At 28.7% G+C, this 13,817-nt stretch carries 10 protein-coding genes; 8 read left to right on the top strand and 2 right to left on the bottom strand.

The window, feature by feature from the left end; genetic code table 11:
• Window positions 1–341: 341 nt before the first annotated feature.
• From KPL38_RS07180 to KPL38_RS07170, 3 genes are all read left to right on the top strand, one after another.
• On the top strand, window positions 342–668 hold the full coding sequence (locus KPL38_RS07180) for a hypothetical protein (RefSeq protein WP_216288466.1): 327 nt from the start codon (window positions 342–344) through the stop codon (window positions 666–668).
• 353 nt (window positions 669–1,021) lie between these two features.
• The gene (locus KPL38_RS07175) at window positions 1,022–1,372 is read left to right on the top strand and encodes a DMT family transporter (RefSeq protein WP_216288465.1); all 351 of its coding nucleotides are present in this window, start codon (window positions 1,022–1,024) and stop codon (window positions 1,370–1,372) included.
• A gap of 83 nt (window positions 1,373–1,455) precedes the next feature.
• Complete coding sequence (locus tag KPL38_RS07170) at window positions 1,456–2,454, top strand: DUF4003 family protein (protein ID WP_216288464.1); 999 nt, start codon at window positions 1,456–1,458, stop codon at window positions 2,452–2,454.
• Between the two features lie 167 nt (window positions 2,455–2,621).
• On the opposite strand, the gene pdaA is transcribed toward KPL38_RS07170, so the two are convergent.
• Complete coding sequence (gene pdaA, locus KPL38_RS07165) at window positions 2,622–3,533, bottom strand: delta-lactam-biosynthetic de-N-acetylase (protein WP_216288463.1); 912 nt, start codon at window positions 3,531–3,533, stop codon at window positions 2,622–2,624.
• Window positions 3,534–3,804: 271 nt separating this feature from the next.
• Between pdaA and KPL38_RS07160 the strand changes: the two genes are divergently transcribed.
• On the top strand, window positions 3,805–5,307 hold the full coding sequence (locus KPL38_RS07160; RefSeq protein ID WP_216288462.1) for a S24 family peptidase: 1,503 nt from the start codon (window positions 3,805–3,807) through the stop codon (window positions 5,305–5,307).
• A 150-nt stretch (window positions 5,308–5,457) separates the two neighbouring features.
• Here KPL38_RS07160 and KPL38_RS07155 read toward each other — a convergent pair whose 3' ends face one another.
• Window positions 5,458–6,315, bottom strand: coding sequence for a hypothetical protein (locus KPL38_RS07155; RefSeq protein WP_216288461.1), 858 nt, complete (start codon window positions 6,313–6,315; stop codon window positions 5,458–5,460).
• 420 nt (window positions 6,316–6,735) lie between these two features.
• On the opposite strand from KPL38_RS07155, the gene KPL38_RS07150 reads away from it, so the two are divergent.
• The 4 genes from KPL38_RS07150 to KPL38_RS07135 all read left to right on the top strand — a co-directional run bounded on the left by KPL38_RS07150 (window position 6,736) and on the right by KPL38_RS07135 (window position 13,775).
• A complete protein-coding gene (locus KPL38_RS07150; RefSeq protein WP_216288460.1) occupies window positions 6,736–7,602 on the top strand; it encodes a fatty acid kinase binding subunit FakB in 867 nt (288 codons plus the stop codon).
• Between the two features lie 662 nt (window positions 7,603–8,264).
• Window positions 8,265–9,314 (top strand): carbamoyl phosphate synthase small subunit, encoded by a 1,050-nt coding sequence (locus KPL38_RS07145; protein ID WP_216288459.1) that lies wholly within the window; start codon window positions 8,265–8,267, stop codon window positions 9,312–9,314.
• A gap of 79 nt (window positions 9,315–9,393) precedes the next feature.
• Window positions 9,394–12,600, top strand: coding sequence for a carbamoyl-phosphate synthase large subunit (gene carB / locus KPL38_RS07140; RefSeq protein ID WP_216288458.1), 3,207 nt, complete (start codon window positions 9,394–9,396; stop codon window positions 12,598–12,600).
• 386 nt (window positions 12,601–12,986) lie between these two features.
• Complete coding sequence (locus tag KPL38_RS07135) at window positions 12,987–13,775, top strand: ABC transporter substrate-binding protein (protein WP_246577853.1); 789 nt, start codon at window positions 12,987–12,989, stop codon at window positions 13,773–13,775.
• Window positions 13,776–13,817: the final 42 nt, after the last annotated feature.

Genomic DNA, 13,817 nt, shown 5'->3' with positions numbered 1-13,817 from the left:
TTTATTGAAATTTTCATATTAATTTACAATATTTTCAAGAGGCATAGCCTAAAATTTGAAATAGCTTAACTCCTACCGGAGAAAATATAGCTTTTTGTGGCTTAATCATATAATTGATTCTTTTATAGTTTTAGAATATTTACTAATTTGACAGAATAACCATAGTGGAATAAAATTATTATAGATATAATTTAAATACTCTTTGATATGTGTTAAAATATAAAAGTTGTGGGAAAGATTTGGTTAAGAGTGACTTTCTAAAAATAAACAACTAGGCGATATTTAGACTAATAATAATTATAAACTGTATATAATATTACCTGTTAAAAAGGAGAGCTATAATGAAAACATTTCAAGATTTAGTTAATGAAACAATGGATGTTGAGGATTTAGAAGAATTAGAGTCAGCAGCGGATTTATTTCAATTTGGTATTGAGAAAGGATATTATAATAAACGTCAAGCAGATCAATTTAACGTTACTTATTGGAAAATGAAAAATAAATGTTTGGCTTATGAAGTAGCTAAAGAAATAAAAGGTAATAAACTAGATATAATTACAATGGTTACTAGTGCTCCAACTGAAATAAAAGATAATATACGTGAACTTACTAATTATGTGAATGGACGAGTAAAAGCACTGAAAGGTAAAATGAATGGAATTAGATAGTTGAGTTGCTGTTCATATATGAATGATTAATTTGAAATCCATTAAAAATTATATTAATTATTAGGATTGTGATTCAAATGAGAGTTAAGGGTATATAACCATACAATTGAACAAACTTGTTGGGAATATACCCTTTAATAAAATTATATTCTAAACATTTCGAGCAAAGGTGTAGTTAATTTATAGTTAGTAGTAGCTCGGTGTATCAGTTCTAAATGTCCAGTTATATTTAAGGGTTTGTATAGTATAAAAGGTATAGAATAGTATCTAATTGCAGTATATATATTTATAAACACTTATATGTTAGCCTTATAGAGAAATATAAGGAATAATTTCAAAATGTGGGAAGACTGATGTATAAAGCATCTGCGGTACTTATAGGTATATTAATTGCTATAATGGTTACGTTTAATGGAATTTTATCAAATTATACAAATCAGTATATTTCAATATTAATAATTCATATAGTAGGGCTTTTTGTTGTAGTTACAGTTTTAATATTTAGGAAAGAAAAAATTATAATTCCTAAAATACCTACTATTTATACTACTTTACTTATATTTATGGGTCAACTTTTTACAGGTGTACTTATTGATTTTTTTAAAGATGGGTTTGTTTCAAAAGGAAAGATTATAGGAGGATTATTAATTATACTAGGTTTAATATATAATTCATTTGTTGACAAGAAAGTGGTGCCTGCATAATTGATTTTAAAGTACATAAATTGTTATATTAACATCAAATAAATAAGATTATATAAAAAAAGGTTTATGGAGGATTATATATCATGGAGAAGCTAGTTAAAGAAAGGCTAGATAGGTTAAGTGGTTTGCTTAGCCAAGTGTCTATGCAATATAAAGGGCAACAGCGATCAACTAATCATTTTGTAGCATTAACTTATACATTAAATAAAAAAGAATTTAATAAAGAAAAAATCCAAGATGTAAGAAAACATATCAAGAAAACTACAAATATAATCTCTTCGTATAGAGGCGCTACTATGACGATTTTGTCAGGATTGCTTGCATCTAAATATGGTGATCCCAAACAGAAATTTAATAAAATATTTAAGTATGGTAAAAGAATGAAAAATGCAGGATTCAAAAACAGTATATTTTTGCCATTATCGAGCTATGTTTTATTAGTTACATGTGAAGAAGAACAATCTGAAACGAGAATAAATAAAGCTATCGATATATACAAGAAATTGAAAAAGAATCGTAAATGGTTAACCAGAAGAGAGGATTATCCACTTTCTATATTTTTAGCTAATTCGGATAACTCAGTTAATAATATTATAGATAATATGGAAGAATGTTATAAATTATTAAACACAAATGGGTTTAAAAAGAATAATGAATTAAAAATATTATCTCATATATTAGGATTTTGTAAGGAAGATAATGAAATTAAGGTATCAAGATGTAAAACAATGCTTAACTCGCTTAAAGAAAATAAGATAAAGGTGTATCACGGTGGATATGCAGCAATAGGATTACTAACAGTTTTTGGTGATGAAGGATATAACGCATTAAAGCAAGTTATCGAAGTTGTAAAAACAATTAAATCTAATAAAAAATATAGATGGTTAACAAAGGAGACTTATTTATATACTGCAGTAGCTTTAGTCAGTGATGTTTATATACAAAACATAAAAAACAATAAAAAATTTATTAAATTAAAGAAGCAAATTTCTATTGAAGCATTAATTGAAGTACAAATTATAACTACTTTGGCGGCAGCAAATGTAGCAACATCATCAGCTAGATCAGCATCTTCATATTGACATTTTGCTTGATTTTATTAAAATAGAAAATAAGCTTTAAATAACATAAAAGAAACCTACTTTATATAAACTGTTATCAGCTTAATATAGAGTAGATTCTTTTATGTTATTTTTTTGATTTATAAATTGTTTTCAATATTGCAGGAGATTAAAAGTAGGAAATTATTCTAATGTTTAACAGGTAATTCATCTAGAGTTTTTAACTGATATCCTTGATTTTCCCAATTAGTAATTATATTATCTAGTATTTCAGCGTTAGTTTTTGACACCGTATGTAATAGCATAATACCACCGTTGTGGGTTCTTTCCATGATGCGTTTTTCGGCATCCTCATGTGAGGGTTGTTTATCCTTAATCCAATCCATATAAGCAAAACTCCAAAATACAGTTTTATATCCATAGTCTTTAGTGTATTTTAAAGACAATTCACTATACCTTCCCATTGGTGGTCTGAAATATTTAGACATTTTTTTGTGAATAATATTTTCGTATGCATCTTCCACATCAGACAGTTCTTTATTGAATTTACCTTCATCTTTTATAGAAGCCATTGAAGGATGGTGATTGCTATGATTACATACTAAGTGTCCATCAGCTACCATCTTTTTAATTATTTCAGGATTAGATGTAATATATGGTTTTACAACAAAAAATGCGGCTTTTACATTATGTTTTTTTAGAATATCTAAAATTGGGAGGGTATATCCAGCTTCGTAACCTTCATCAAAAGTTAGGTATAATATTTTTTTTGATGTATCACCTAAATAATAGCACCCGTATTTTGACATGATTTCACTGTTTTCCTTGGGACCTTGAGGAGGAGTATTGTCATTACGGGGTTGAAAATACCAACTATATTCTTTAGTACTTAATCCATCATTATTTTTATTAATAAACACATCATTAAAAAAATCATATATTGTAGGTATGTTAGTATTACATTTGTTAAGGCATTTGATAGATTGATTTTTAGAAACTTTATTTAAATCACTTTTTAATTCGTTGCCATAAGCAATACTTGAAAAATAGTTAACAAAGAGCATTGATGAAATAATAATACTTAACATTTTTCGTTCCATGTAAATCACCTCTAGTTGATTGTATTTTGTTAAATTAATTAATCTATAACTTAGTATGCTCAGAAAATATGTGTAGATATTCATAATTCAGACTTTGTAATATTGGTAACTTTTATTTATATTTGTCTATTTAATTTTTACTATAGTTCAAAATTTATGGTATTACAAAAACAATATATTCAATTCTAGCGCATAACTAATTTGATAAAAGTTTTACTTTAAGGTTATTATTATTGTATACTATTAGTATGTCCACTTTGGAGGTAATTAAATGGAATTAAGTATGCAACAAGAAAAAATAATTCATGACAAACCCTTAAGATACAGCTTAATTAAAGGAAATGAAGGAACAGGTAAAACAACAGTAGCTATTTATAGAAGCCTTTATTTGGAAAATAATTATTGCTTATATCAAGAGGATAAAATATTAATGTTAGCATCTAAAGATGAAGATATAAATCATATTAAAACAACATATAATAGAGCGAAAGAAGAAACTAGATTAGATTATTTAACTTTATTTTCTAATAAAGAAAGAAAATTACATGTGGTTACATTGAAAACCATTTTACATACATATTTTATGAAGTATAAAAGTAAATATAAACTTAATGATGAGATAATTTTAGACAAAATAAAAAAAGAAAGTATTATGAAAGAATGTATACTGGAGATTAAAAGTATTTATCCAAAATTAAGAATATTACATACTGATTATGCTGGCTTTTTTGTAGAAGAAGTAAAGTGGATGAAAAGTTGTGACTATTTAAATCTTGAGTTCTATTTACAAGTAAATAGAACAGGAAGAAGATGCGGAAAAGGTAAAGGACCACAAAAAATTCTTAAAAATTCTAGTGCTAGAAAGGCAATATTTGAACTCATGCTTACCTATAATAAAAAGCTTAGATTAAAGAATTTAATTGATACTGAGGATATGAATGTTTATGCTCTGAAAATGGCAAAAATAATTGTAGACGATAAATATTCTCATATAATAATTGACAAAACTAATAATCTAACTAAGATACAGTTGGATTTTGTTAATGCAATATTTAAACAAAAGGCTTATTCTAGCATGATGTTTATTGTTGACGTTGATAGAGCTCACAATACTAATTCTTGGATGGTAAAAGGAAAAAGAGTTAATGCTAGACCCTTAGGAGAAAAGGTAAAATCTTATATATTTAAAAGCAATTATAAAACACAAGAAAAGATTGTGACAAAAAATAAGAATATAGTAAATGAAAAATTAGATGTTAATGGATTGGAGAATTTTAAGTACTGTGATATAAGACATAATAGAGCATATGATTTTATGAGAGATTATAGTAGAGTATCAGATATTATAGTTAATGATGAAAAAGGTGATTATGAGTATTTAAATGAAGAATTATTAGAAATTCCCGTTTTCAGTGACATAGCAGCTGGTGAACCTATACTTATCAACTCAGAAATAGAAGGTAATTTTTATATCCCAAAGTTTTGGTTAAGAGGAGTAAAAAACCCATTTATTTTAAAGGTTAAAGGAGATAGTATGATTGGTGCTAATATTAATCATGGAGATTATGTGATAATACGTCAAGAACAAACTGCAAACAATAATGATATTGTAGCAGTAGACATAGGTGGAAATGCTACATTAAAAAGGCTTTCCATAAGCAAGGACAAGATATTGCTTATGCCAGCAAATGAAAACTATCAGCCTATTGTTGTTGATAGTGAAGATACATTTATTATTGGCACTGCTGTAGGAATTATAAAACACAAAAAATAGTTTGTGATGGGAGAACAATAAATATGAAATTATTTTTTAGTTCTGATATCCATGGTTCTTTATTTTATTTAAACAAAGCTATAGAACTTTATAAAAAAGAGGAGGCTTAACTATAAAAATAGTACCTCAGAAATTTCTGAGGTACTATTTTTATTTTCTGAGATAATAACTAAATTTATCTTTTGTTGTAGTTGTAACTGATAGATTTCTTTTATGAAGTATATTAGTAAACTCATCAAGTTGTCCATCGCATATATTAGCATAGTCAGTTTTACCATTTTTTACCCAGCTCATAAATACATATGAATGGGAAGGTGAACCTGCTTTTCCTGGCATATCTGTGGTGAAACATATATCACCGGGTTTTAATTGATTAAAGCGAGTATCTTTTTTCCATCCAATAGAAATTAGAGAATCACTCAATTGTTTTACAGTTGTTGTTTTAGCAGGAATGGCAATGGAATTAGATCTCAAAATTTCTGATAAGAGATATATATTAACACCTTTTGTTTTTCCACCATTTAGTTTAACTGCTTTTTTTAAAACAACGTTTCGATTTGCTTCTATCTTTAAATAGTTATATATTTTTGTTGGAGCTATAATAGGTTTTATAGTGCTAGTTTTGGCAACTTTAGTGACAGCTTTAGTTTTAGTAGGTTTAATTGTATTTGAATTTTTTGTAACAGGTTTATTGGCAACCACATTTGTTTTGGGTTTCATTATTGATGTATTCATAAAAAGTGAGAATACTATTATAGATACTACAACTATGAGAAGTCCTACAACAACCACATTGTTTTTAAACTCATTTTTATCGGCTAAATCATGCATTTCCTTTATGTATTTTTCACTATCATCGCCTTGGTTTAACTTCGTTACATTAGCATGTTCGGTGTCTGAAGTCTCTTTTTCTGGAATGGTTTTATTTACATACAATTTATTTATAATTTCGCTATTGTCTTTTTCTTCTTTATTGTCTTTCTTAATTTCTTCATCATCTTTATTCATTTCGTTCTGCTCGCAAATATAGGTAGAAATTTATTGCTTAACCTATATTTATGCAGCACCTCCCTTTGTTTTTTATTGGTTATACTAAATTTTTATTATTCATTTGAAATGACACAATTAACTGAATTATTTATACCACCTACTTTTTACAGTATAAGTATAACATAATATTATAAAATAGCTGAGTGTTATAAGTGAAAATTTAAAATAATTTAACATTTTACGAAACATGATTATCAATTGTGGACATAAATATAATATACTTGTTCATATAATCTACTTTTATGAGATTTAAATTGTACAAAGATATTTTTTTACTATAAAGTATTAAGAATATTAAGCTTTTTTATAGTATTGTTAATTAGAATACTGTAGTATAATATGTTTAGTTGTTAATAATTAGTTAGTGAGGGATAAATAATGGCTGTTAAAATAGTAACTGATAGTACTTCATATATAAATAGTAACTTGATAGAAAAATATGATATTTCTATAGTTTCATTAAGTGTTATCTTTGAAAAAGAGGAGTTCAAGGAAGCTAATATTAAAAATGAAAGCTTTTATGGAAAATTAGAAAAAAGCTCAAGTATGCCTACCTCATCTCAGCCATCACTTGATGAAATGTACAGCACAATAGAAAGGCAGATACAAAACAATAATGATGTGGTGGGGGTATTTCTTTCATCAGATATGAGCGGAACTTATTCTAATGCGTGTATTGCTAAGAGGATGATAATTGAAAAATATCCAAATGCAACAATTGAAATTATAGATTCTAGATCAAATTGCATGCAATTAGGTTTTGCTGCACTAGTAGCTGCAAAAGCAGCAAAACAAAATAAATCAATAGATGAAATAGTTAATTTAGTAAAGGATAATATAAAAAGAAGCAAATTTATGTTTATTCCAAGCACCTTAGAGTATTTAAAAAAAGGCGGTAGAATTGGTGGCGCAAGCGCACTTTTGGGCACTATTTTTCAAATAAAACCTATACTTACGGTAGTAAATGGTAGAACGGAATTGTTTAATAAAGTAAGAACAAAAAAACGTGCCATACAAACTATGATTGATGAATTTAAAGAAGATATAACAAAACATGGATTAGGTGATGTAATGATCCATCACATTAATGATGTGGAAGGAGCATTGGTTTTTGCAAAAATAGTTGAAGAATGCGTTGGTAGAAAAATAGACATAGCTCCAATTGGACCTGTAATAGGAACTCATGTTGGACCTGGTGCACTAGGCATTGTATATTATACAGAAACAGATCTAAAAAAGAACTAAGAAAATATAATATAATATATCACTATTAAGATAGCTAAGTAATGATAAGAGACACTTTACGTGAATATTATTACAGATATAAACGTATAAAAGAAACATATAAATTATGAGATAACTTAGTATAATTATACATAAAACTCTTTAAACAACATCGTTTACATATCTTGTTTTTGTTTTGTTTATATTAGCACATTATCCGTGAAACTGAGGACTCGGGATATTATATTGGACTAAAAATAGTTACATATATTGTTAATAAACTGTTGAATTTGAATAAAGTTGCAATAAAAAACTATAATTATGCATTGACAAATTATAAAATTTAACTTAGAATGAAAGAAATTATAAATATAAAAGTAATAAAATTAAAAAAGATTTAAAAGGAAAAAGTACACTTTTAAGTTAGTCCTGTGAGGCTAGAAAGGAGTATAAATTATTATGAAATGTGTTTTTTGTTCTGCCAATTTTGAATTGAATACTATTAAATGTAATACAGTTATTGATTGTAAAAATAAAACTGTAAGTATGTTTTTTATTTTGTTAATAAATATTATTAACATATTAAGAGGGGTAACAGATTGACTATATTAATAGTCATTTTGTTATCTTTATTATTATATTAGGGAGATATATACTTTTAGGCAATCTAAGGAGGATTTTATATGAAAGGTAAGTTAATTTTAGAGAACGGTATAGTATTTGAAGGTAATTTGTTTGGATATTTAGAGGAAAGTGTTGGGGAAGTTGTTTTTAATACAGGCATGACAGGTTATGAAGAAATTCTAACGGATCCATCTTATTATGGACAAATAGTAACTATGACATATCCTCTCATTGGTAACTATGGAATTAATTTAGAGGATTTTGAGTCTAAGTCTCCCAAAGTGAAAGGTTTCATTGTAAGAGAAAAATGTAATTATCCAAACAACTTTAGATGTGAAATGGAGCTTGATGGATATTTAAAGCAGAATAAAATAATAGGACTTGAAGGAATTGATACAAGAGCATTAACTAAAATACTTAGAAAAAATGGTACTATGAAAGGTATTATTGCAACATGTGAGCTTAGCAAAAGTGAAATTGAGAAAAAATTAAACAACTTCAGTAATAGAGATGCAGTAATGAATGTTACTACAAAAGATTGCCACACAATTGAGGGCAGGGGTAAACATGTTGCTATTATGGACTTTGGAATAAAAGAAAATATAATTCGTTCGTTTAAACAAAGAAATTGTAAATTAACAATATTTCCGGCAGACGTCACAGCAAAAGATATATTAAAGGTTAATCCAGACTTAGTTTTTTTATCAAATGGACCTGGAGACCCAAAGGATTTACAAGATGTAATTAAGACGTTAAAAGAAATTATAGGCAAAAAGCCAATAGTTGGAATATGTCTTGGACATCAACTTTTAGCATTAGCTCTTGGGGGACAAACTGCTAAACTTAAATTTGGGCACAGAGGTTGCAATCACCCAGTTAAAGATATTGAAGAAAATAAAGTTTACATCACATCACAAAACCATGGATATTATGTAAGTAAGCTTCCTGAAAATATGGTAATTACGCATGTAAGTGTGAATGATGGAACAATAGAAGGCATGAAACATAAAACTCTTCCAATTTCTAGCGTGCAGTTTCATCCAGAAGCTTGCCCTGGGCCTAGAGACATTGACGTAATTTTTGATAAATTTCTTTCATTAACAGAGTAGAAACTTAAACTGTTTTTATATTTAATAAATAAACACATACATAAAGGAACATTCAAATAAATAATATTGGAGGATTTATATGCCATTAGATAAGAGCATCAAGAAAGTTTTAGTAATTGGATCGGGTCCAATAATAATAGGTCAAGCGGCGGAGTTCGATTATTCCGGAACGCAAGCATGCCAAGCATTAGAAGAAGAAGGTGTAGAAGTTGTACTTGTAAACAGTAATCCAGCAACTATAATGACAGACAAAGAGATTGCTGATAAAGTCTATATAGAACCATTAACTATAGAATTTTTGGAAAAAGTTATTGCAAAAGAAAGACCAGATAGTTTACTTGCAGGTATGGGTGGACAAACTGGGCTAAACTTAGCTGTAGAATTATCTGATAATGGAATTTTAGAAAAATATAATGTTAGAGTAATTGGAACATCTATAGAAGCCATAAAGAAAGGTGAAGATAGAGAGATTTTTAGAGACTTAATGCAAGAAATTAATCAGCCTGTGGTTGAAAGTGCAATTGCTACAGATATGACTTCTGGATTAAGCCTTGCAAGTGATATAGGTTATCCCGTAATTGTAAGACCAGCTTATACTCTTGGAGGTAGTGGTGGAGGAATTGCTGATACTGAGGAAGAATTAAAAGAAATTTTAGAATTAGGATTACAATTAAGCTCAATAGGTCAAGTTCTTCTAGAAAAAAGTATCAAAGGATGGAAAGAAATAGAATATGAGGTAATGAGAGATGCCCTTGGCAATTGCATTACAATATGTAATATGGAAAATATAGATCCTGTTGGAATACATACAGGCGATAGTATTGTTGTGGCACCAAGTCAAACTCTTTCTGATAAAGAATACCAAATGCTTAGAAGTGCATCTATAGATATTATAAATAGTGTAGGTATAGAAGGCGGTTGCAATGTACAACTTGCACTTGATCCATTTAGTTTTGATTATGCAGTAATAGAAATTAATCCAAGGGTAAGTAGATCTTCAGCATTAGCATCTAAGGCTACTGGGTATCCCATTGCAAAAGTTGCAACTAAAATAGCGTTAGGATATGCGCTAGATGAAATAAAAAATGCAGTAACGCAAAAAACATATGCATGTTTCGAACCATCTCTGGATTATGTTGTTGTTAAAATTCCTAGATGGCCTTTTGATAAATTTGATGGGGCGAATAGGATACTAGGCACAAAAATGATGGCAACTGGTGAAATAATGGCTATAGGGAGTAATTTTGAAGCAGCTTTATTAAAAGGAATTAGGTCTCTCGAAATTGGTCAATATACGTTGCAATATAATTCTTTGGTAAAAAGAAGTTTAAAAGAATTGAAAAAAAGAGTTATGGAACCTGATGACGAGAGAATATTTAATTTAGCAGAAATGCTTAGACGTGATTACAGAGTAGAAATGGTTTCTGAAATTACGGGAATAGATAAGTTCTTTGTAAATAAGGTTAAATGGATAGTGGATGAAGAAGAAAAGATAAAAAAATCGACACTTAAAGATATGAATAAAGAATGGTTACTTCTATTAAAGAAAAAAGGATTTTCGGATAAAGGAATTGCAGATTTATTGAATACAAGTCCAAATGTTATTTATGAACTCAGAAATTCATTGGATATTAAACCTGTGTATAAGATGGTAGATACATGTGGAGGAGAATTTGAAGCATTATCACCATATTACTTCTCAACTTATGATGAGTATGATGAGGTTGAAGTGAGCAATAGAAAAAAGGTTATGGTAATAGGTTCAGGTCCTATAAGGATAGGTCAAGGAATTGAGTTTGATTATGCTTCCGTTCATAGTGTATTTGCACTTAAAAAGCTAGGGATTGAAACTATAATAGTAAATAATAATCCGGAAACTGTAAGTACAGACTTTAATATATCGGATAAATTATATTTTGAACCGTTAACAGAAGAGGAAGTATTTAATATTGTTGAGAAAGAAAAACCAGATGGAGTTATTCTTCAGTTTGGTGGTCAAACTGCTATTAAGCTTGCTAAGTTCTTAGAAGAAAAAAATATATCAATATATGGAACTAAACCGGAGCAAATAGATGCGGCAGAAGATAGAGAAAAATTTGATGCACTTCTAGAAAAATTAAATATAAATAGACCAAAAGGAAAAGCCGTTTGGAATTTAAAAGAGGGACTAATAGAGGCCGGAAAACTAGGGTATCCAGTTTTGGTAAGACCGTCTTATGTATTGGGTGGGCAAGGAATGGAAATAACTTATGAAGAAGATGAATTAAGTTATTATCTAAAAAATGCATTCATAAAAGATAAGAAAAATCCCGTTTTAATAGACAGATATTTATTAGGTAGAGAAATAGAAGTTGATGCTATATGTGATGGCGAGGAAATACTAATACCAGGTATTATGGAACATTTAGAAAGAGCAGGGGTTCACTCTGGAGATAGTATTACAATGTATCCAAGCCAAAACATATCAGATGCTATAAAAGAAAAAATATTGCAATACACAAAGAAAATTGCAATAGGACTCGAAATAATTGGTATGGTTAATATTCAATTTATAGAATTTAAGGATGATTTATATATAATAGAAGTTAATCCAAGAGCCAGCCGTACAGTTCCATATATTAGTAAGGTTAGTAAAGTTCCGATAGTAGATCTTGCTACAAGAGTAATGCTTGGAGAAAAATTAAAGGACTTTGGGTATGGATTCGGAATTTACAAAGAACCGAAATTAGTATCAGTTAAGGTTCCAGTATTTTCAACTCAAAAACTACCTGAGGTTGAAGTGTGTCTTGGACCGGAAATGAGATCAACTGGGGAAGTTCTAGGGATAGGAAGAAATTTTGACGAGGCGTTATATAAAGGGCTTATTGCTTCTGGAATGAAGGTTAAAAAAGAAAAGGGCGTTATACTCGCAACAATAAATCCACAAGATTATGAGGAATTTTTATATATAGCTAAAGCCTTTAATGAGCTTAATTTTAAATTTATAGCAACGAAGGGTACAGCTAAGTTATTAAGAGATAATGGTATCAACGCGAGTGAAGTTAAAAAAATTACAGAAGGAACTCCTAATATAATAGATGTTATAAAGAGCAGACAAATTGATTTGGTAATCAATACACCTACTAAAGGAAATGACTCGAAAACAGATGGGTTTAGAATTAGAAGAACTGCAATTGAGAGTTCGCTTGGGGTAATAACATCACTAGATACTGCTAAAGCGTTGGTAGATCTTATGAAGAAAAATATCAAAAGCGAAAATTTAGAAGTGTTTGACATGGCAGAGTAATTACTAAAGTCCTAAAAATATATTAATAACATTTATTTGTTTTAACAAAATCTCAAATTATAAATTGAAGTGCCCTTGGCATATTTAGATGCTAAGGGCACTTTTGAACTTTTTTATTCACAAAAACAATCATAATCAAGTAGATTAGCAAACTTTTATTATTTAATATGCATAAACACTGTATAAAATGAATATAAAACTAGAAAACAAGAAAATAAACATTGCATTTTTATAAAAAGTAATATATAATTAATAAAAGAAAGCGAGTTAAATCAATAATAAATATTGAGAAACGGATAATGAAGGAAAACAATACAAAAGAAACAGTATTCATAAGAATGTATAAATATTCATAATATTTTATTATAAATGGGGGAATGGTATCATTGAAAAAAATAATGTCAATTATATTAATAGTTACTATGACAGGAATATTACTTGTAGGATGTGGGAAAAAGGGAACAAATAATTCTCTAACAGCAGTTAAGAAAGCTGGTAAGCTTACAGTAGGATTAGATGATTCTTATCCACCAATGGAATTTAGGGATGCTAATAATAAATTAGTTGGATTTGATGTAGATTTGGGAGATGCAGTAGGAAAGAAGTTAGGAGTAAAGACAGAATATATTACCAATGATTTTAATGGAATGGTTTTAGCTCTTGGATCATCAAAATTTAATGTTATAATTTCAGCTATGAGTATTACAGATGCTAGGAAAAAGAGTATAAATTTTTCTGATTCTTATGTAATGGGTGGTCAAGTTGCAATTATAAAACAAGGAAACACAAAAATAAAAAAAATAGATGATTTAAAAGGCAAAATAGTATCTTGTCAACTAGGCTCTACAGGAGATACTGCAGCAACAGCTATGAAGGGACTTAAGGAAGTCAAAAGGTATGACAAAATCACAGATGCATACCAGGACCTATCAATTGGAAGAGTAGATGCAGTAGTTATGGATGCTCAAGTTGGCCAATATTATGTATCCAAGAAGCCAGGTAAATATAAGGTATTATCTGAACAAATTAGTAAAGAACCTATCGGAATTGGATTTAAAAAACAAGATAAGGAATTACAAGCAGCTGTGCAAAAAGCGCTTAATGAATTAAAAGCCGATGGAACTCTTTCTAAGATTTCACAAAAATGGTTTGGATTTGATGCATATAAGAAATAGCTAGTTAGGCTAGGTAACAATCTATAATTGTTACCTGCTTTA

The organism is Clostridium psychrophilum (assembly GCF_018861705.1).
Lineage (GTDB): Bacteria > Bacillota > Clostridia > Clostridiales > Clostridiaceae > Clostridium_AD > Clostridium_AD psychrophilum.
This window is presented reverse-complemented; position numbering and strand designations above follow the sequence as displayed.